This window comes from Serratia sp. K1WW1, assembly GCF_055790865.1.
Genome location: NZ_CM147697.1, coordinates 2,879,817 through 2,900,024 on the forward strand (window position 1 = coordinate 2,879,817; position 20,208 = coordinate 2,900,024).

The window sequence follows — 20,208 nt, forward strand, 5'->3', positions numbered from 1 at the left end:
ACTTGCAAAAATAATATTTATCAAATGAAATTATTTCATGGCCATCATTTATTGGGTCGGTTTGGGATTTTTTATGAGGTAACTCACGATTATTGGAATCATTTGTAAGTAATATGGCAGCAGGTATATAATCAAAAAATACTAAATAATACATTGATGGTTGTTATTCTTTTTGTGAGGCAATGGAGTTGTGAAATTGGAAAAAAGGATAAGGAAAATGCAGCATTCTGAGTGGGTTGTTAGAAATGCCTTGTATTGGTTAACGGCCCACACGCGATGGGAAATCGTTGAAAGCGAGTTTGACTGGGTTATCACGTTCGATACCTTTACCGAAGAATGCCAGTTCGAGTTCGCGCGGCTGCTAAATGACTATCAGCTGCGAGAGATACTACGCAAACAAACCGGCCATGTCAGGGCATCTATCATCGATAGGGTATTGAGTAACATTGATGCGAGGCTGGCTGAATGAAGCTTATGCCTTTTAACTTTGACAGGTTAAGCAATGGCGATATCTTCATCAGTAACCTGGCTGGTTTTCATCATTTCATCTCTGAAACAAGCTTGGCTGATCTGGTAGATAATGCATCTACAGGCGACCAAGTTATCAATGATGTTCTAGAAAATAAATTATTCATTACAGAGGAGAATAATCAGTCGCTTACGGCCTCCGTTTTAAGTTCTGGCTTCGCCAAACGGCTGATGAGCGATCTGACCGTCAATCCAATTTTCATGATTGTGCCTACATTAAGATGTGACCATACCTGCAAGTATTGCCAAGTCAGCCGTGCAGCGATAGGGGCTAAATCCTATGATCTTGAACCAAAATTAATCCCGTTGATTGTCAAGCAGATTAAAAAACTCGCTTCGCCACCCTACAAAATTGAAGTGCAAGGTGGGGAGCCTCTGCTTCGTTTTGATCTTATACAGCTAATCTATGAGCAGTGTAAGGAGAGCCTTGGGGATGAAACTTTTGAAATGGTGATTGCTACAAGCTTATCACTGTTGAGTCCATCAGTTATCTCATGGGTTAAAGATCGTAATATTTCATTTTCAGTTTCTCTTGACGGCGAGGAAAGTGTTCATAATAAAAGTCGTATTCTTGCCGGAAATGTTTCTCATGCCAAAGCCGCAGATGGAATTCTTGGTATTAAAACTGAGTTAGGAAAAGAGAGGGTTTCAACGGTCACTACCGTAACAAGGGATTTGATTAAAAAACCTTCGTCAATCATTGATGCTCACTTATCACTAGGTTTGACCGATATTTTTGTAAGGCCAGTTAGCCCGTATGGATTTGCTCATCATGATAACTTTTCGTTTTCTATGAGTGAGTATTATTCATTCTACCAGGCACTCATTGAGCAGATTGTCGAGCATAATAAAAAAGGTATTCCGCTTGTAGAACATTCAGCAGCAATACACCTAAAACGTATCTTTAATCCAGGATTTAGCGGCTACGCCGATCTGAAATCGCCCAGTGGGGTGGTTTTGAACTGCATACTTTTTAACTATGATGGCCGTGTGTATGGAAGCGATGAAAGCCGCATGCTGCAGAAAGTTAATCAGGCAGTTGATTTCAGCGCAGGACAAGTCGCGAATATGTCATTTGCAAAAAGTGATTATTACCGTTCCGTATTGGCATCGTCATTCAACTTTGCGCTACCCGGTTGCGACACCTGTGCCTATCAACCTTTTTGTGGTTCAGACCCATGCCAGAACATCAGTGTGCAGGGTGAACCCGTTGGGGATCGAAGCCGATCCACGTTTTGTCACTATCATAAAGGCATGTTCCGTTTTTTAATGAACGCACTTGCGGAAAATGGGGAAGTAGCTCGCGTATTGAAGGGATGGGTGTATGCCTGAGGTTATCAGGAACGATATTTTTAGCTACCAAAGTATAGAGTCGGTGGCGCCAGGCTTTTACCGGCTATGTAAGGCTAAGCCAGAAAATCCTCAGTTTTACCTACCTAACTTGATGGTTAGTTGTGAGAGTCTGGCGTGCCGACCGGAGCCTTATTACTCAGCTTGCATTACCAGCAAAAATCTATATCAATCAATTGAAGACGGCGATATCGCGATCGTTAATAATGGTAATATGTTGCGTGTCATTTTATCTCGGCGAGCCAATCACAACACGGTTTTAGTTACCGAACGCTGCAATAACCTGTGTTTATTTTGTTCGCAGCCCCCTAAGCGAGCAAACGATGATGGGTTACTGATACAATCTGCATTGGCTATCGCTGCCTTCAATCATAATGGTGTAATCGGGGTCAGCGGGGGAGAGCCTTTATTATATGGTGATGAATTCTTGGCTTTCCTCGATTTTATTATCGAAAACACTACTGAAACGTCATTGCATGTGTTAACTAACGGTCGGCAGCTTTCTGATAGTCGTTTCGCTAAACAGATTAAGCAAAGATGTGAACGTCTAAGTATAACATTTGGGATCCCTTTATATTCATCTCGTCAAGCTATTCATGACCATCTTGTTGGAAGCAGCGGAGCCTTTGATGAAACCGTTCGGGGGTTAATTAACGCAGGGAACCTGGGTATAAATATTGAATTGAGATTTATACCTACCAAAGAGAATTATCGCGATTTACCTCATGTTGTTGAATATGTTAGGCGTGTGTTTTCAAACATCAACCAGTTCTCAATTATGGGGTTGGAATCAGTGGGGTGGGCAAGAAAGAATTGGGATGATCTGTTCACACCATCTGAAGATTACTCAAGCCAGCTGGTGGAGTCTGTTGAGACGGCATCTCGTTCGGGGCTTAATGTAGTCATTTTTAATTATCCCTTATGCCATCTACCTAGCGAGCTATGGAGTTATTCTGTCCAGTCAATTTCTGACTGGAAAAATTATTACCCAGAAGAATGTGACTTATGTGACAAAAAGTCTCTTTGTGCGGGATATTTCAGCTCGTCAAAAGGGCGTTTCCATCAATTACCGAGACCTATATAATGAAAAAATTCAACTTTGCAGCATTGCTTCCGGGATTTTTGGCATTAAATAATTCTGTATGGGCAAGTGATTCAGCGACTGAAATCGGGAATATCTCAAATATGTCTCTCAATGAGCATGATTTGGTTCTGGCCCCATTGAACACGGATGTTCCGTTTTATATAGCGGGCCACCGCAGCCATAGCTCGCATCGAAGCCATAGTTCGCACCGTTCTTCTTCTGGTGGCGGTTACCGCACTCCTTACTATCCAAAGGCGGCGAGTACGCCTGTACCTAGATCGAGTTCGGGTACAAGCTCATCAGTTCGTTCGCTTAGCTCCAGTAATGAAGCGCCTACAACGGGATCTGCAAAAGTGACCGGTTCAAATTCTGGGATGGGGACATTGACGGCGGATAAAGAAAAAAGGCGCAGATTGATCATGAGGGTTCAGTTCGCCTTGTTCGATAAAGGTTACTACGATGGTGTGATCGACGGTATTATGGGGCCTTCAACCAGAAGTGCCTTGAGATCTTACCGTGTAGATTATCGTCTTCCAGCAACCGATAGCTTGGATAGCCAATTGCTTAACTCCCTGGGCATTTTGGCACGTTAATTATGAACAAATTTCATAAAGTCAGCACGACAATCAGCAAAAACCACGCGATGATCGTCATTGAAGACCTGAAGGTTGCCAACATGTCAAAGTCGGGGGCGGGTAGGATGTAATCAGGCACCAGCACAGCAACTGCGGGCGCGGCTGATCGAGCGTAAAATGCGTGGCGGTTTATCACTGGAGCAGGATAGGGTATTGCAGCACAGTTTGCCCGCCACCATTACCCTCCGGTGGGATAACGGTGGCCTGCGCTGTTCGGAGGAGTTACTTACCGGCGGCTAAGAGATCCAAAGCATCGCGAATGCCGGTAACTGACAGTGCGCGGTTATCGGCCCGGTAGCGGTCTTGTGCTGCGGGTGCAGAACTCTGGATAGCGATAAGTCGCCAGCCTTCGGCGGTCTTCAATATCAATGGGGAGCCGCTGTCACCGGGTAAGGTGTCGCACTGGTGTGATAACACGCCTTGTTGTGCCCAACCGGTGACTTTACAATTTTGATGGCTGTACAGATCGTCCAGATGATCTTCTGGATAACCGGCTTGGGTGACCAAGCGTTTTGCCAGCTTTAAGGTTTGCGTTAACGCTTTTCCGTCACCTTGCCATAATGGCAACGGTTTAATCGCCAGCGGTTTGTTATCTTTTAGCCTGATCAACGCAAAATCATACGCTGCCGCCGCTGGTGGCACGATCCAGCCGTCGCCATCCGCCTTCAGCTTTTTACCTAATGACTTATCGACCAGCGTTTCGATATTTTCCGTCTGGTATTGCCAGCCTTTGTTACCGGAAATAAAGCGCAGCGCCACGGCCTTATCAAGATTGCCAGGAGGGGCCAGTACGCAGTGGCCTGCGGTTAGCGCCAGATGGGGAGAGATCAGCGTAGCGGTACACAGGTTACCACTGGCGGTTTCTACCTGACCAATGGCCTGCCACGGCCAGCCGCTGGTTTCGGTGACTTTAATACGGTTGTCTTTGCCAAAAAACAGACGGGTTTGATCGGCCGCAGACGCCTCGGAAGGGCTATCAGCATGCGCAGAATGGGATAAAGCCAAAGGAAATGAGCACAACAACAGTAAAACAGAGATGCGCATAGGTTTCTTGCCTGACAAATTCGGATCATCCATAGACACACTGAATGCTAACTATAGACTGATTTAGCCGCTGTGTAGATGGTCGGTGATTGATTTTCCGATAATTTCCTGAGAAAAATCGGAGATTACAGATAAAAAAAGCTGGCGATGAGCCCGCAAACGATCAGGGTGCCAAGGATGATTTCGAACCGATAGCGACGCAGCATAGACAACCCCCGATGAAAAAACACCCGGCGAACCGGGTGTTGGACAAATCTATTCAGAACAGGTGAGGGGAGCCTCACGCCGGTTGGCTATCAGGCAGCCGGAGTTGCTGCTTTGTTGCTGGATTTTTTGTGATGCTTTTTAGCGGCCTGTGCCTTCTGGGCCGGGGCTTTTTTTCCGTTGGCATTGTGATGCTTCTTGGCTGCCTGAGCTTTTTGCTCGGTCGTTTTCTTGGCGTGATGTTTTTTCACGTGGGTGGTTTTCGCTGGTGCGGCTTGGGTAGTGGAGGCTGGTGCAGCAGCAGGAGCGGCGGCCTCAGCGGCGAAAGCGATAGATGACAAGCCCATTGCAGCGGCAACAACCAGAGCTAATACTTTTTTCATCGGTAGATCCTCAACTATCTGTTGGTTTGTAACCCCACTGCGGGGCCGTTGAAATAATCTTATGCAAACCGAGGAGTACTTTCCGTGAGTGATTGGTTTCGGCGTGTAACCTAATGTACGAGTGCCTGGGCGGGTTATCTCTAGTATATGTGATCGGTCAGGGAGGAGGGGCTAAGCTAGGTGTAAAGTCGAAGTGATAGCGTAGTAGGCGTAGCCGTAATCGCTGCTCATAACCGCGCCGTCTGTGGCGATGATGTAGAACGCTGACACGCTGTGAATTCGTCCATGAGGGCTCGATTCGTGCGTCCATATGCTCAACGGTCATAACTACATAATCCCTTCGATAGCAACTGCTGTTATACGCTTTGAGATAATAGTATAAGTAAGCTGAGCTGAGGGAGTATGGAACAGTATTAAAGGGGATAGGTATTCCGAAATGAAAAAGCTTATTCCGTTTTTTTGTTGCAGTTCCAGATTCCAATCCGTTTTTACCAGGCGAGGCATATCGCGTATCAGCTCATGCTGCGTAGACTAAAATGAGCGTAATATAATATTTATTTAAATAAAATCAGTGGGTTGGGTGGCGGAAAAATATTGTAAAAAAATAATTTACATAATCCCATCAATGTTTTACTGTATAATAAATGATCAGACGGTGGGGTCGTCCAGTTTTTGACCTTGGTCTATTTAATACAAAGCCAGAGGGCTCAATCTTGTGGTTAAAGCTGGTAAGGCAATAAGCTGCTGATGGAAAATGTTGTAGCCTGACCTGCAATCGGCGACTGAAAATTGGACACTCTTTATATGAGGAATAATTATGGAGAGGCTACAGTTAATAGCCATTAAGCGGACTGCAATGGGGACGGCATTTTTTTGTGCTGGCCCATATGATTATGATCACGGATTCGATCGTCTGATGTCATGCAAGACATCCGAAGATTTGAAAAGTGTTGTGTTTGGTGACATCTTACTGCATACGTTTTTGGAGCAGAGGAAGGTCGATGAAGTCAAACAGTTTGTTCTCAAGGAAGCTATCCAACTAGTTTCAGTAATAGAGCATGTTTCATGGGATATTGCTGAAACCTTGTTACTCCAGGTATTAACTGACGTCACGCGTCAAGTCTTGGTAAATGACCTGGCTCGAGATATTGTGCGATAATTTTTAGGCCCAGTATGGCTAGTGCGGCTTCTTTTCATATAAACAAAAACCTTGATGTGATTTTAAATTTTTATTTTATGCGTAAAGGGAGATTTTATGAAGATAAAAAACTTCACTCACCGCTTCATTAATAACTGGATGAGAAGCTCAACATATGTATTCCTTATTTTCTCTGGAGGGAACTTTCTAGGGAGTAATCTTAATTCAAATAACATTGTTAATCTTTTAACTGTACTATTTGGTTGTTTTTTTGTGGGCTTTGTATTCGTTTTTTTTCAAAAAAGGAGGGAGTAGAAGATGAGAGAAATTAGAGATATAGAGTTGTTCGCAGTTTGCGGGGCTGATGGAAAAGATGTAGCCCAATTAGTTGGAGGCGCTGCCGGTACATGGTTATCAGGTGGGAACCCCTACGCTGGCTTGGCCGGAGCATATGCAGGCGGCGAAATATACAATGGCGTGCAAAATGGCTATCAAACAGCACCTGGAGTTACTGAAGGACTTGGATCCTTCAATCCTAACTATAATCCTAACCTTTTAGTTGTTGGTGGCTCCCTTGGGGGCATGGGTGGGGGTGGTGGTGGAAGCTCCGGTGGCGGCTTCGGTGGGGGGGCTACATCAAGTGCCACTAGTGGTAGTTAACCTTCCGGTTGCAGCAAAGATCAGCCTGTAGAAGCAATAATAGCCATCCGTTCTGGATGGCTATATCTTTGATTGCAAAGCTATAGTTAATTCCGGAGGAATTATATACGTTTAAATTATCTGCTTCATCAACCAGCACCGAATCGCTGTAATATTGCTGCTCACTCATACTCTCTCGATAAATACCATTCGGTATTATTAGTATCTGATGGAATTATTTTCATATGGTAATTAATTTGTTCAATATCAAAAAAAAACACATTAAATTTTACATATCAATATGTAATTTCGTGTCATTCAATTTAATATAGTTAATGCGCTCAATATTACTCTATACAAATATTTTCGCGTGGTTACTTTTACAGTAATACAGGTGAATTAAAGAGACTGTATATTTCTTTTTTTTCAATGCGTTATATTTTAATTCTTAATGAGATTCATTAACGTTTGACTTGTTGTGGTTGCTGTGGCAGTTTTTAGAATAAAGATTCAATAAGAATCGCACTATAGTGGGTGCGCAATAGGAGTTGCTATGAATTAAGTATATGTAAAAACTGGGGGGGCAGCTTTTCTTTTTTGATTGCATAGTCTTCTGGCAAGCGCAACTACCACTGAATCTTTGTGTCTATCTCAATGGTTTTCCAGCATGTTTTTAAATGAATTACCTTGTTCAGGTCAGATTTATGGCTAATTAAGGGAGAGGGCAATAACTGCTTCCACAAAGGGTTCATTATTCCTCTTTAACACTTTCGCTTGCTCTTTTGAGGGGCGATAGATACACCTTGTAGCGATAGATCGTACTTGAATTTAGCTTCTGCTAGGCTTTTATCTATTGCTTTGCACTTGGGGAAAGTGCTATCCCCAGTATGTCTTTGCAGTGTCTCCATGTAATGAAAATGCTGATAATGTTTCGCTAAACAGCTATGCCGTCCCGACCAATCTGAGAGAGAAAGTATGAAAGTTCTATGTGAAGTTGATAGTCTCCTCAATTAACGATAGGTGTATATGTACAATGGATTTTATTTCTGCCGAAAACAGTCCCCTGACTGATGCACAACAGGGAATATGGTATGCATCTCAAGCCAGTCATTGCTCAACGCTCTATGCGACAGGGCAGGCCCTGCACCTGCGCGGCGAGATTGATCAAACTAAATTGCGACAGGCTATCGAACAGGCCTTGCTGGAATTTGAGGTACTCAACCATAGCTTCATTGATGTGGATGGTAGACCATCTTTCGGTCCACGAACTTCCAACGTGTGCGTAATATTTCGCGATCTCAGCCTTCAAGATGAACCTGAGGCTATTGCGCAGCATTCAATACAACAAATAATCCGCCAAGAGTCGGGACCCGATTGCTTGCATCACCATAAACATTACCTGTTTCTACTGGGTAAACACAAGGCAATATGGTTTTCCCGCATACACCATATAGCTTTTGATGCTTACACTTACACTTTACTGCATCGTCGAGCAGGTGAGCATTATCATGCACTGTTACAAGGAACAACTGCTGCACCGAACCACTATGCTGAACTTACTACATTGTGTATGGACGATTTAGCATATAGGGAGAGCGCGCAATTTGAAGATGATCATCAATACTGGACGTACCACTGTGCGCAAATGCCAACACCGACCTTCCTGGGAGCACCAACGCAAGATATGGCAGCAGGCACTCTGGAGTCCGAAGTTGCCATTGATGCCAAACTGTCTTTGGCCCTGAATACTTTTTATCAACAGAGCAGAATAGCACTGTCCGATGTGTTGCTCGGCGTGTTTGCCAGCTATTTCTCATCGTGCCTTGCTGGCGCTCAGAGACTGCTTTTCGGACTGCCTTGCATGGGACGATTGGATGCTTTTGGCGCGAAGGCTGCGATAACACGTAGCAATATCCTGCCGCTACTTCTGGAATTGCCTCAGAACGCCAGCTTTTTGGATGTTTGTAAGGTGGTAGCAAAAAACAGACGTAATTTACTAAAACATCAGCGCTATCGTGGCGAATGGATTGGCAGGGTCATTGGCAGAGTTGGCGATACGTTACCTCTTTATGGAATTGAACTGAATATATTGCCCTGTTCCGACACGCTCGATTTTGCAGACTTGCAGACGACCGTCAAACATATCGCCACTGGTCCGGTACGGGATCTCAATATCCATTTGGAGCTAGGGGGGGATCAGCGACCTTATCGCCTTCGTTTGATCGCCAACGCTGCGCGATATACTCAGGCGGAGTTGCAAGTGCACGCACAGCGACTGTTGCACTGGATCGCGCGAGTAGTTGAGGCTCCCACGATACCAATACAGGAACTACCACTGGCGATGCCAACTGAATTGGCGTCGATCGCACAGTGGAACGACACCACTCATACGTTGCCCAGACACAATATTCTCGCCTTGTTCGACGAGCAGGTTAAAGCCGCACCACAGCAGTTTGCCGTGATCGACGAATCCTGCAAATTAACATACTCCGAACTGGAATTGCGCTCGCGGCGGTTCGCGCACGTTATCAGCCACCAACTGCAAGGCGCGCATGGCAAGGTAATCGGTGTCGCTCTGGAACGCAGCGTAACATTGGAAGTGGTTCTATTGGCGATCCTTCGCGCCGGTGCCGTTATTTTACCGTTGTCTCTGGAGCTTCCCTCACTTCGGTTACAAAAGATGCTTGAACAAGCGGGCGCTTCTTTAACGATATCCCATCGTTCTAACCGAAATAGGCTGCCAGTCGAGTATCCTATGCTGGATATTGAATCACTGAGTTGCCTCGCGGAAGATCAAGGGGAGATTGCGTTACCGATATGTACAAAGCAGTGTGACACCAAGTTGGCTTACATTCTGTTCACCTCTGGTTCCAGTGGTGAACCAAAAGGGGTAATGGTCGGTCATCTGGCGTTGGCCAATCGCCTTCAGTGGATGCAGGCCGAGTATCGTTTACAGCCGATGGACCGCGTGTTACAGAAAACGCCTGCAACCTTCGATGTATCGGTTTGGGAATTTTTCTGGCCCCTGATCAGTGGTGCAACATTGGTTATGGCGCGACCGGGTGGACATACCGATCCGGCTTATCTGCTGGATTGTATCACCCGACATGAAATCACCACTTTGCATTTTGTCCCGTCGATGCTGGCGCTCTTTCTTGACTCTGTGGAGCGTTGCCCAGGGCCATTGCCGCTACGTAGGGTATTCGCGAGTGGTGAAGTTTTGTCTCCGGAGTTGGTAAAGCGCTATCGCGGTTTACTAACAGTACCGTTGCATAATCTTTACGGCCCAACTGAAGCCGCCATTGATGTTACTTACCACGCTCTAGATCTGGGTGGAGAAGAGCGTAGCGTGCCGATTGGCCGCCCAATCTGGAATACATGTATCCACGTGCTGAATAAATACGGTAGCGCTACGCCGATCGGCATCGAAGGTGAATTGCATATTGAGGGCATTTGCCTCGCAGACGGTTATGCTGGCCAACCCACCCTGACCTCTGAACGTTTTGTCACCATGGCTGATGGCAAGCGCCTCTACCGAACTGGCGATCTTGCTCGCTGGCGTCTGGATGGCGAGATTGATTATCTTGGGCGTATGGATCATCAGATAAAAATACATGGGCAGCGAATCGAGCTGGAGGAAATTGCTGCGGTGCTCGGCAAACATCCGCAAGTTCATCAGGCCTGCGCCAACATTTATGAAGGTTGTATTATCGCCTATATCGTGGCTAATGGTTCTGAACCGGACGAAAACGCATTACTGGCTCTTTGCCGAGAATACCTTCCCGTATATATGCTACCGCAGTGCTGGTTGTTTCTCGCTGAACTACCCCTAAATCGTAACGGTAAGCTGGATCGGAAAGCATTGCCGGCACCGCCAATTTTCCATCAAGAGGAAGGCAGTGTGCCATCAAGTCTGATCGAGCAGCGGCTTTGTGAATTTTTTGCTGATGCCTTACAGTTACCTGCAGTGACTCCCGAAGCGAACTTCTTCGAGCTTGGAGGCAACTCATTGAGCGCCGTCGATGCTGCGGCAAGAATAAACGCCAGCCTAGGTTGGCAGATAACTATAGCCAGTATTTTTGCTCATCCCACCGCGCGCTCACTAGCAAGGGATGGGCAGCGCAACGAGTTGAATATGCTCGATACGACTCTGTTGCTGAGACCTGTCCCCTATGCTTTTCGAACTAGGTTACCGACTCTATTCTGTGTCCACCCGGCTGGCGGCATCGCCTGGTGTTACAGCGGTCTGGCGCGTTTTCTGAAGACACCTTGCGAAATCGTCGGCTTGCAAGCGCAAGGCTTGACTCCGAGCAGCGACATCACTCAATCGGCGGATGATATAGCCAACGAATACGCCAACCGAATACGCGCCCATCAGCCTGAGGGACCTTATTGGCTGATCGGTTGGTCGGTTGGCGGCATGATAGCCCACAGTGTGGCCGTTCGACTTGAACAGCAGAACCAGAAAGTTGAGTTGTTGGCGATGATGGACGCTTATCCAAGCGACTTGTGGCGGCGCTTCGCTTTTGAAGAGTTAAATGCTAGAGAAGAAGAAAGTATGGCCTTGGCAGCTTTGCTCTTCATCGCGGGTATTGCGTTACCCTTTGACCGGGAGTTGCCTTCGTTGATTGTGCCGAAAGGTGAGGTGCTGGAACGTTCACAAACGATCGGATTACTGCGAAAAAACGGCAATGCTCTGGCTAGTCTTGACGATAACACGCTCGATCGGCTTATCGACGTCATCATCAACAGTCGTCGTCTGGTTGGCGGTTCTAGTCATGATAATTATCGCGGAGATGTGCTGTTTTTCACTGCCGCCGCACCACGAGAAGAGGATTGGTTGGATCTGGAGGCATGGCGTCCTTATGTACAAGGGCAGATATATAACATCAACATTAATTGCGACCATCCTGGCATGGCCAGAGCCGAAGCACTGCGTGAAATCGCCGCGCATCTGGATGCAGTATTTGCGCGTTTCGCGCAAAGTTCGTCGGTAAGTCAGCACGATTCAAACCGAAAATATTAGTGGAGCATATAGTCAAATGAGCTATTACCCTACACTTGCGGATCTTACAGAAAACCTGGTGTCGTTCACAGCCCATCAGGTCCCGTCTTCTTTAATCTGGATCACTGCGAATCTTGACGATGGTGAAGTGTTGCGCAGCGCTTGCAGTTATCTGATCGATCCCGTCAGCTCAGCCACCACCAAGGTATTCCAGGCGGAACGCTATGGCGGGAGCGGCATTCAGCGCAATGGTGGGGGGGCTCGATGTGGTTTTGAAGGCCGCTACCAAGTCAAGGGGATCGGTGCTAACCCTTTGGTTGGACAAGGTTCGGACTGGCATCACTCCAATGGTGCTCTCAGCGCCAGCCAGGCAATTTATGAAGCGTTATGGGGCGAAGTGCTGGCACAAGCATCACCTTATGGTGCAGTTCGCACACAGGCCATATTACTCACTGATAAGTACATCGATATTGAATTTGAGCGCTCTAGAGGGCGCGCCCGTCGCGCGCTACTGGTACGTGAACCAGTAGTTCGCCCAGCACATTTCGAACGAGCACCTTATTTCCGACCACAGGCCCAATATGCTGCGCAACTGATACATGATGCTCAACGTGTCAGATCTGTACTTCGCCTGTTACCGGCCTGTTTGCCGATACCAGAGGCAGGTTTCAGTAAGGAGGCCGCACAAGATCCACAACATCACTGCCTCGAAGGATTATGTGAATTAGCTCGGCGCGAAGCGCGGCAGATGGCGTTTTGTCGTACGCGATTCCTGATGTTGACCACGTCACCGTCCAACATCGCAATGGATGGCAGGCTATTGGACTTCAACGGGCTCACCTGTTTATTCCCCAGTGATCATCGCGATGATTTCGAATACCGGCTTAAGCTTACTCAGTTGATGAAAGAACCAAGGATCCTACAACAGGGTTTGTCGGATCTTAGCCTGTATCTCGGCAAGTACATGTTTGATTCTGCTTTCACATTGTTTGCGCAGCAGCAGTTGGAGGATTGCTTCAGGCAAGACTTTAAGGATGCATGCTGCCGCGGTTATCTATCACTATTAGGGATCCCCATTAATCTTTTATCTCTACAAGCCATGCCTAAAACGCTGGAGTTATTGGTCAATAGTTTCATGGTTTTGCTCGGCAGCCGTCACGAACTATTGTACTGCCCGCTCAACGACGAGAAAAGCGAGTCGCCGTTAGAACGGATGGTGGTGGCGTTGATCCGTCGCAGCCAGGGTCAATCTGTCGCTGACTGTGATGATCTGGAGCGTGACGGTCGCTTTAGGGAAACACTACGAGCCTTAACCGAAGCCAATCATTGGTTGGTTGAAACCTGCCATGCGCTAGGGCTCAATGCATCAGCTATTCTTAAAGATATGGAGTGGCAAGCGCGGCAAAGACTGCAACCCAGAAGATGTTTGGGGAAAGTGCGGATGCTCAAGGAGATTGCCGACCTGCTTGAAGATCATAGAGATGACGAGCAACTTCTGCGACAGGCGTTATCCGCAAAGGCAGCGAGGATGCTGGTGTTCGCCAAAGCAGTGTTCGGGAGCTGTTAAACCAACCTGTCACGAATCAAAAAGAGACGAAAATGCATGACATTATACATAAGAGAAACTTCCAATGGTCGAGAAGAGTGGTCTGCCTATGAGCAAATTGGTTTTGCCATAAGCTGTATGCTTCAAAACCGTAATTACTGTCTCTATCCAGTTTTGAGTATTCAACTCTGGACAGAGTTCGCCATCCAGCATAAGCAGATCAAATTCCTCTTCGATACACGCGGCCAACCGCTGGCATATGTCACCTGGGCATATTTGGCGTTAGATACTGAAGCACGAATGCTTCATGAAACAAAGTTTCACCTGCACCCTTCCGAATGGAATGAAGGTGACAATATCTGGATCCTTGATTTCTGCTGCAAACCCGGTTTTGGGCGTAAGGCTATTGAGCGTTTCATCCAAGTCAGACCGTGGGGACAAGGGAGGGTACGCTGGTTGAATCGCAGGAAAAAAATCATGACCCTATAGCCCGATACTCGGTGCTTTGGGCATATCCGCCAAAAGTGGTAATAGCACAGATCTGAACAATTATCGGTGGCTAAAGAGTTAGACAGTGGGTTGTGCGGAGTGGTGGAAGAGTAGCAGATGAAGGGAGTTAATTTTGTTTCGTAAGGATGCTGTAGAAAATAGGAAAAAGAAGTGGCGAGGGCGTGCAGTTTTACTCCCGGGCATTCCTCTGTGGCTAAATATACTGAGTTGCACTTTTTTTATCGTGACTTTTTTTGCATTCGTCATTGTAGGCAGTTATACCCGCCGCGTGAACGTCAGTGGGGAGATTTCCACTTGGCCACGGGTGGTTAATATTTATTCTGGGGTGCAGGGGGTTGTGGTTAAACAGTTTGTCCTCGAAGGACAAATAATTAAAAAAGGCGACCCAATTTATCAACTCGACGTCAGTAAAAGCACGCTTAGCGGGGTCGTCAGTGAGAATCAACGTAGGGGTATTGAAAATCAATTGGTTCGCGTGGATAACATCATCTCGCGACTGGTAGATAACAAAAAAACCACATTGAACACCTTAGAGAAACAACGCTCGCACTTCAGCGATGCCTTCAAACGCTCATCGGATATAATAAAACGTGCAGAGGAAGGAGTGAAAATAATGAAAGAAAATATGGATAAATATCGTAGCTATCAGTCAAAAGGACTTATCAATAAAGATCAGTTGACCAATCAGGTAGCATTGTATTACCAACAGCAAAATAATTTACTTAACCTGAGCGGACAAAATGAACAAAATGCCTTGCAGATAACCAGTCTGGAAAGTCAAATTCAAACTCAGGCAGCCGAGTTCGATAACCGTATTTATCAAATGGAGTTGCAAAGGTACGAGTTACAAAAAGAGTTGGTGAATACGGATGTAAGTGGGGAAATTATTGTCCGTGCACTGTCTGACGGAAGGATTGACTCTATGAGTGTCACCATAGGGCAAATGGTGAGTGCTGGCGATAGCCTGCTACAGGTTATCCCCAAAAATATAAAAAATTATTATCTGATTATCTGGGTACCAAATGACGCAATCCCTTATATTGCTGTAGGTGATAAGGTCAACGTGCGCTATGAGGCTTTTCCTGCCGAAAAGTTTGGTCAATTTTCAGCTGTGGTGACGACCTTATCCAAAACGCCGGCCTCACCGCAGGAAATGATGACTTACCAAGGGGCACCTAAAAATCTGCAAGGCGCATCTATTCCTTATTATAAGGTGATCGTGAAACCAGAGAAACAAGCCATCGTTTATGATGGAAAATCGTTTTCTTTGGAAAATGGTATGAAAGCGCAGAGCACATTATTTCTAGAAAAAAGAAAAATTTATCAATGGATGCTTTCGCCGCTCTACGATATGAAGTACAGCGCCATAGGACCGGTAAATGAATAACGACAGATTTAAATCCCTCGTCAACCAACTCGACATGCGCTTGCGTCAGCGCGTTCCCTTCGTTCACCAGACCGAATCCTCGGAGTGCGGGCTGGCCTGTCTGGCGATGGTCTGCGGGCACTTCGGCAAGAATATTGATCTGATATCACTACGTCAGCAATTCAACCTGTCTTCTCGGGGTACCACATTAGCTGGTATCAAACAGATCGCCACGCAGTTGGGAATGGTTTCACGCGCACTATCGCTGGATTTAGCGCAAATTAGTGTTCTGAAAACCCCTTGTATTCTCCATTGGGACTTCAATCACTTTGTCGTGTTGGTCAAAGTGAAACGTAACCGTTTTGTACTACATGATCCCGCTTGTGGCCGCAGAGTGGTTGGTGTTTCGGAAATATCTCAATTTTTTACCGGGGTAGTACTTGAACTTTGGCCAGGAAGCGAATTTACCGCAACAACGATGAAAAATCGCGTGAGCCTGAGAACGTTGATTGGCAGCATCTATGGGATAAAACGCGCGCTAACCAAAATTTTTTGCATGTCGATCGTTATCGAAACCATCAGTCTGGTGATGCCAATAGGGACTCAACTGGTGATGGATCATGCGATCCCGGCAGGTGATCTCGGACTATTAATTCTCATTTGCGTTGGATTGATGTTTTTTATCCTGCTGCGTGCGAATGTAGGCATGATTCGCGCTTGGTCATCGCTGGTGATGGGAACGCTCATCAATGTGCAATGGCAATCAGGTCTATTTAACCACCTGCTGAAACTGCCGCTCGGTTATTTTGAGCGGCGCAAACTGGGAGATATCCAGTCTCGTTTCAGTTCCTTAGATACGCTACGCGCGACTTTTACCACAAGTGTCGTCGGAGCGATCATGGACAGCATCATGGTTGTCGGTGTACTGGTGATGATGGTGCTATATGGGGGATATTTGAGCGGCATCGTACTGGTGTTCACTGCAGTGTATGTAATCATCCGCCTGCTCACCTACGGATATTACCGGCAGTTATCGGAGGAAACGTTGATCCGGGGGGCCAGAGCCAGCTCATATTTTATGGAGACGCTGTACGGAATAGCTACGATCAAAATGCAGGGCATGGACGAGCGGCGGAGTATGCACTGGCTTAACCTGAAAATTGACGCCATCAATTCGAGTATCAAGTTAACCAAAATGGAGCTGTTATTTGGAGGTATCAATACCTTTGTTACGGCTTGCGATCAGGTGGTAGTTTTATGGTTGGGTACCAGCCTAGTGATCGACAATCAAATGACTTTGGGCATGTTCGTGGCGTTTGGGGCATTTCGAGCACAATTCTCCGATCGGGTCGCCTCACTGACGAATTTTCTACTGCAGTTAAGAATGATGAGCCTGCACAATGAGCGTATTGCTGACATCGCACTACACGAACGTGAACACCAAAAACCTGATCGCCACATTGTCGCGGCCATGCGTCCGGTGGCTCTGGAAACGCATGATCTCAATTATTGCTACGACAGCCAATCTGCGCCAGTATTCAGCGATCTGACCATCGCCATTGCTCCTGGGGAAAGCGTGGCCATCGTCGGCGCTTCTGGAGCTGGGAAAACGACACTGATGAAAGTATTGTGCGGGTTGTTTGAGCCCAGTTCAGGTCGGGTCATGGTTGATGGCACCGATATTGGCCAATTAGGTATAAACAATTACCACAAGATAATCGCTTGCGTGATGCAGGACGATAGATTGTTCTCTGGTTCAATACGGGAAAATATATGCGGATTTGCCGAAGAGATGGACGAAGCTTGGATGGTGGAGTGCACCAAGGCTAGCTATATCCACGATGTGATAATGAAAATGCCCATGGGTTACGAAACGTTGATAGGTGAGCTCGGTGAGGGGCTTTCCGGCGGGCAGAAACAACGTATATTCATTGCGCGTGCACTATACCGGAAACCGGGGATTTTATTCATGGATGAAGCAACGAGTTCTCTCGATAGCGAAAGCGAACGTTTCGTAAATGTGGCAATAAAGAGGTTGAATATCACCAGAGTGATAATCGCACATAGGGAAACAACGTTACGAACCGTGGACCGAATGATTTATCTATAAGAAAATGTGGATTGAGCCAATTGAAATTGCGCTAAAATTCTATCGCATGACGGCCGTCCTTTCCGTCAATGCTGTATAGCGTAATTATGTTTGGTATCATTAGTTACAACATACATAAGTAGTCGTAAAAACCACGAGCCTGCAACACCTGCGCTCGAGGATAGGGTGTGCACTATGTGGCATCATTAAGCCTAACAGGTAAGAATAAGGCGGGACGCTATTACGGCAGGCGTGTCGGGGCGCAATGCCCCGGAAGATTTACAACAACGTAATCCTATCCCCCGTAGCCGGGCTCATCGTATTAGGCAACCACAACTGGCCCCAAGGGCCGGTGCAATGGCAGCCCATCACTTTCTCGGGTTTGATTTGTTTGAGAAAACGCTGTACCTGCAATAAGTGCAGCGGCGAGGCATATCTCAGGTGAAAGCCGCCAATCAGCGCGTGGATCTTATCGATACCGGTGATCTTCTGGCAGTGCCGCACAATATTGATTATTCCCCGGTGGCCGCAGCCAGTGATGATGATCAGGCCTCGATCGGATTTATAAATCAGCACACCTTCATCGGCGATGTAATCAGGGGATTGTTGGGCATTTTCAATAATGCCGTAGGCTTTGGGGGTAGGCACCTCGATTTCACCGGACCAAAGGAACCGCTCACTGATTTGCACCGGGGTTCTGGTCAGCTCCATGGCGTGGCGCGAGTAATCCACTTCCGGCGATAACCGTTTGATTTTCTTAATGCGGCCCAGAAGATTAACGGCGGCATAGCGCACGTCTTGCACGCCGGGGTGGCAAATTATTCTGCTGTTATCGGGCAACCAGGGGACACCACCGCTGTGATCGTAATGGCCATGAGAGAGCACGGTAGCGGTCAGGTTATCGAGGCTGATCCCCATTTGAGCCGCATTTTTTAAAAAACTGCCGTCCGGCCCGGTATCAAAAAGCACGCTGTCCGATTCATCCTGCACTAACAGGCTCAACCCGGCTTTGGCAATTAACGCTTGATCCGCCCCGGCAGCCAGGCGATTTTCAAGTAACACATTGATGGTTAAGGTCATGTGGACTCTATTTTGCAAATCCGTACGTTAAGTTATACCAGCAACACCTTAACGTACGGAGGGGGCGGAGATTACAGGTAACGGCTTTCCAGATGCCGGCGGAAATAGCTTGGGTCTAACGTCTTACCCGTGGCGTTGGTGATCAGCGTATCGGTAGGGTAACGGCTGGCGTGACGCCAGATATTTTGCTGTAACCAATGGAATAGCTCGGTTAAATTACCGGCAGCAATATCTTCGCTCAGCTTGGGCATTGCGCTACGTGCACTGTCAAACAGTTGGGCCGCATACATGGCACCCAAGGTGTAAGTTGGGAAGTAACCAAAGGCACCGTCCGTCCAGTGGATGTCCTGCATGCAGCCGTTGCGATAATCGCCCACGGTATCCAGGCCAAGGTAGCTGTACATCTTCTCATTCCACAGCGCCGGAATATCTTCTACCTCGATCTCGCCCTCAATCAACGCACGCTCGATTTCATAGCGTAATATCACATGGGCAGGGTAGCTGACCTCGTCGGCATCGACGCGGATCAGGCCAGGCTTCACCCGCTGATTAAGGCGAATAAAGTTGCTCTCTTCCAGGGCTGGTTGTTCACCAAACTGATTGACGATCAGCGGCCGCAGAACTTTCAGGAAGTCACTCCCGCGAGCCAGCTGCATTTCAAAGAACAGGCTTTGTGATTCGTGTATAGCCGTCGACCGAGCTTGCGCCACGGGCTGGCCTAGCCACTCACGCGGCAGGTTTTGTTCGTAACGGGCGTGGCCGGTTTCATGCACGATGCCAAGCAGCGCGGTAAGGAACTCTTTCTCGTTGTAGCGTGTAGTGATACGCACATCTTCCGGCACGCCGCCGCAGAACGGATGAGCACTAACGTCAACGCGGCCGCCGTCGAAGTCAAAACCGAGCAGCTTCATCACGCTCAGGCTCAGCTTACGCTGGGTGTCGACATCGAACGGACCTTGCGGGATCAGGCAAGGTTCTTGCTGCTGTTTGGCGACCACCTTTTGCAATAGATCGGGCAGCCAGGTTTTCAGATCGCCAAAGATACGGTCCAGATCGCTGCTGCGCATGCCAGGCTCATACAGATTGAGCAACGCATCATAACGGCTGACGCCCGCTGCCTGTGCGCGGATCTGTGCTTCTTCACGGCTCAGCTTGACCACTTGGCGTAGGTTATCGCTAAAACCTTCCCAGTCGTTGGCCGGGCGTTGTGCTCGCCAGGCATGTTCGCAGCGCGCACCGGCAAGGGATTTGGCTTCGACTAGCGCTTCTGGCACCAGCACGGCATTGTCATACTGGCGGCGCATCTCGAGCAGGTTGGCCCGGTCAAATTCATCTAGCGCTTCTTGTTGCGCGCGGTCGAGCAGTTCACCCGTTTTCTGTGCCGTCAGGATTTGATGCTTCAACACGCTCAATTCCGCTAGGGCTTCGGAGCGCGCCTTATTACCACCCGGCGGCATCATGGTTTGCATATCCCAGCCGCTGATGGCCGAGAGGTGGTCAAAACGCGAAAGGCGGGTGAATAGGGCGCGAAGTTGGCCGTAGGCCGTAGAGGATGATGCAGATGTCATTTTTCAACTCCATAGTGGATCCGTTGAGCCAACGGGGCC

15 protein-coding genes are annotated in these 20,208 nt (G+C 47.5%); 10 read left to right on the top strand and 5 right to left on the bottom strand.

Annotated elements, in window-relative coordinates; translation table 11 throughout:
* Positions 1 to 217: 217 nt before the first annotated feature.
* From hxsD to hxsA, 4 genes are read left to right on the top strand one after another with little or no spacing between them, the layout of a single operon-like run.
* Entirely contained in the window at positions 218 to 469 is a 252-nt protein-coding gene (gene hxsD / locus ACX9GU_RS13140) for a His-Xaa-Ser system protein HxsD (RefSeq protein ID WP_473195035.1), read from the top strand.
* Positions 466 to 1,860: a His-Xaa-Ser system radical SAM maturase HxsB gene (gene hxsB, locus ACX9GU_RS13145; RefSeq protein WP_473195036.1), complete on the top strand. Its 1,395-nt coding sequence runs from the start codon at positions 466 to 468 to the stop codon at positions 1,858 to 1,860. Before hxsD ends, hxsB begins: the two co-directional genes overlap by 4 nt.
* Positions 1,853 to 2,962 carry a His-Xaa-Ser system radical SAM maturase HxsC gene (gene hxsC / locus ACX9GU_RS13150; protein ID WP_473195037.1) on the top strand — a complete coding sequence of 370 codons (1,110 nt, stop codon included), beginning with the start codon at positions 1,853 to 1,855 and terminating at the stop codon, positions 2,960 to 2,962. The genes hxsB and hxsC overlap by 8 nt, the downstream gene beginning before the upstream one ends.
* Positions 2,962 to 3,555, top strand: a complete 594-nt coding sequence (gene hxsA / locus ACX9GU_RS13155) for a His-Xaa-Ser repeat protein HxsA (RefSeq protein WP_473195038.1) — start codon at positions 2,962 to 2,964, stop codon at positions 3,553 to 3,555. Before hxsC ends, hxsA begins: the two co-directional genes overlap by 1 nt.
* Positions 3,556 to 3,819: 264 nt before the next feature.
* Here the strand turns inward: hxsA and ACX9GU_RS13160 are convergent, their stop codons facing one another.
* The 3 genes from ACX9GU_RS13160 to asr form a co-directional block, all read right to left on the bottom strand.
* Positions 3,820 to 4,641: a trypsin-like serine peptidase gene (locus tag ACX9GU_RS13160; protein WP_473195039.1), complete on the bottom strand. Its 822-nt coding sequence runs from the start codon at positions 4,639 to 4,641 to the stop codon at positions 3,820 to 3,822.
* Positions 4,642 to 4,766: 125 nt separating this feature from the next.
* Positions 4,767 to 4,847: a small membrane protein YdgU gene (ydgU, locus tag ACX9GU_RS13165; RefSeq protein WP_455567118.1), complete on the bottom strand. Its 81-nt coding sequence runs from the start codon at positions 4,845 to 4,847 to the stop codon at positions 4,767 to 4,769.
* A gap of 90 nt (positions 4,848 to 4,937) precedes the next feature.
* Positions 4,938 to 5,228, bottom strand: a complete 291-nt coding sequence (gene asr, locus ACX9GU_RS13170) for an acid resistance repetitive basic protein Asr (protein ID WP_473195040.1) — start codon at positions 5,226 to 5,228, stop codon at positions 4,938 to 4,940.
* 817 nt (positions 5,229 to 6,045) lie between these two features.
* On the opposite strand from asr, the gene ACX9GU_RS13175 reads away from it, so the two are divergent.
* From ACX9GU_RS13175 to ACX9GU_RS13200, 6 genes are all read left to right on the top strand, one after another.
* The gene (locus tag ACX9GU_RS13175; protein ID WP_473195041.1) at positions 6,046 to 6,387 is read left to right on the top strand and encodes a hypothetical protein; all 342 of its coding nucleotides are present in this window, start codon (positions 6,046 to 6,048) and stop codon (positions 6,385 to 6,387) included.
* 1,651 nt (positions 6,388 to 8,038) lie between these two features.
* Entirely contained in the window at positions 8,039 to 12,031 is a 3,993-nt protein-coding gene (locus tag ACX9GU_RS13180) for an amino acid adenylation domain-containing protein (protein ID WP_473195042.1), read from the top strand.
* Between the two features lie 16 nt (positions 12,032 to 12,047).
* Positions 12,048 to 13,577, top strand: coding sequence for an MchC protein (locus ACX9GU_RS13185; RefSeq protein WP_473195043.1), 1,530 nt, complete (start codon positions 12,048 to 12,050; stop codon positions 13,575 to 13,577).
* A gap of 36 nt (positions 13,578 to 13,613) precedes the next feature.
* Positions 13,614 to 14,045: a toxin-activating lysine-acyltransferase gene (locus tag ACX9GU_RS13190; protein WP_473195044.1), complete on the top strand. Its 432-nt coding sequence runs from the start codon at positions 13,614 to 13,616 to the stop codon at positions 14,043 to 14,045.
* Positions 14,046 to 14,178: 133 nt separating this feature from the next.
* A complete protein-coding gene (locus ACX9GU_RS13195; protein ID WP_473195045.1) occupies positions 14,179 to 15,453 on the top strand; it encodes an HlyD family secretion protein in 1,275 nt (424 codons plus the stop codon).
* Positions 15,446 to 17,542 (top strand): peptidase domain-containing ABC transporter, encoded by a 2,097-nt coding sequence (locus ACX9GU_RS13200; RefSeq protein WP_473195046.1) that lies wholly within the window; start codon positions 15,446 to 15,448, stop codon positions 17,540 to 17,542. The genes ACX9GU_RS13195 and ACX9GU_RS13200 overlap by 8 nt, the downstream gene beginning before the upstream one ends.
* Before the next feature lie 258 nt (positions 17,543 to 17,800).
* Here ACX9GU_RS13200 and ACX9GU_RS13205 read toward each other — a convergent pair whose 3' ends face one another.
* A complete protein-coding gene (locus ACX9GU_RS13205) occupies positions 17,801 to 18,601 on the bottom strand; it encodes an MBL fold metallo-hydrolase (protein ID WP_473195047.1) in 801 nt (266 codons plus the stop codon).
* 71 nt (positions 18,602 to 18,672) lie between these two features.
* Complete coding sequence (locus ACX9GU_RS13210) at positions 18,673 to 20,169, bottom strand: carboxypeptidase M32 (protein WP_473195048.1); 1,497 nt, start codon at positions 20,167 to 20,169, stop codon at positions 18,673 to 18,675.
* Positions 20,170 to 20,208 lie beyond the last annotated feature (39 nt).

What these genes read in the sequence shown, in the direction of transcription:
- asr (WP_473195040.1), bottom strand. Translation starts at nt 5,228, where the DNA reads ATGAAAAAAGTATTAGCTCTGGTTGTTGCCGCTGCAATGGGCTTGTCA.
- ACX9GU_RS13160 (WP_473195039.1), bottom strand. Translation starts at nt 4,641, where the DNA reads ATGCGCATCTCTGTTTTACTGTTGTTGTGCTCATTTCCTTTGGCTTTA.
- ACX9GU_RS13210 (WP_473195048.1), bottom strand. Translation starts at nt 20,169, where the DNA reads ATGACATCTGCATCATCCTCTACGGCCTACGGCCAACTTCGCGCCCTA.
- ACX9GU_RS13175 (WP_473195041.1), top strand. Translation starts at nt 6,046, where the DNA reads ATGGAGAGGCTACAGTTAATAGCCATTAAGCGGACTGCAATGGGGACG.
- ACX9GU_RS13185 (WP_473195043.1), top strand. Translation starts at nt 12,048, where the DNA reads ATGAGCTATTACCCTACACTTGCGGATCTTACAGAAAACCTGGTGTCG.
- hxsD (WP_473195035.1), top strand. Translation starts at nt 218, where the DNA reads ATGCAGCATTCTGAGTGGGTTGTTAGAAATGCCTTGTATTGGTTAACG.
- ACX9GU_RS13205 (WP_473195047.1), bottom strand. Translation starts at nt 18,601, where the DNA reads ATGACCTTAACCATCAATGTGTTACTTGAAAATCGCCTGGCTGCCGGG.
- hxsB (WP_473195036.1), top strand. Translation starts at nt 466, where the DNA reads ATGAAGCTTATGCCTTTTAACTTTGACAGGTTAAGCAATGGCGATATC.
- ACX9GU_RS13190 (WP_473195044.1), top strand. Translation starts at nt 13,614, where the DNA reads ATGACATTATACATAAGAGAAACTTCCAATGGTCGAGAAGAGTGGTCT.
- ACX9GU_RS13180 (WP_473195042.1), top strand. Translation starts at nt 8,039, where the DNA reads ATGGATTTTATTTCTGCCGAAAACAGTCCCCTGACTGATGCACAACAG.
- hxsC (WP_473195037.1), top strand. Translation starts at nt 1,853, where the DNA reads ATGCCTGAGGTTATCAGGAACGATATTTTTAGCTACCAAAGTATAGAG.
- ydgU (WP_455567118.1), bottom strand. Translation starts at nt 4,847, where the DNA reads ATGCTGCGTCGCTATCGGTTCGAAATCATCCTTGGCACCCTGATCGTT.
- ACX9GU_RS13200 (WP_473195046.1), top strand. Translation starts at nt 15,446, where the DNA reads ATGAATAACGACAGATTTAAATCCCTCGTCAACCAACTCGACATGCGC.
- hxsA (WP_473195038.1), top strand. Translation starts at nt 2,962, where the DNA reads ATGAAAAAATTCAACTTTGCAGCATTGCTTCCGGGATTTTTGGCATTA.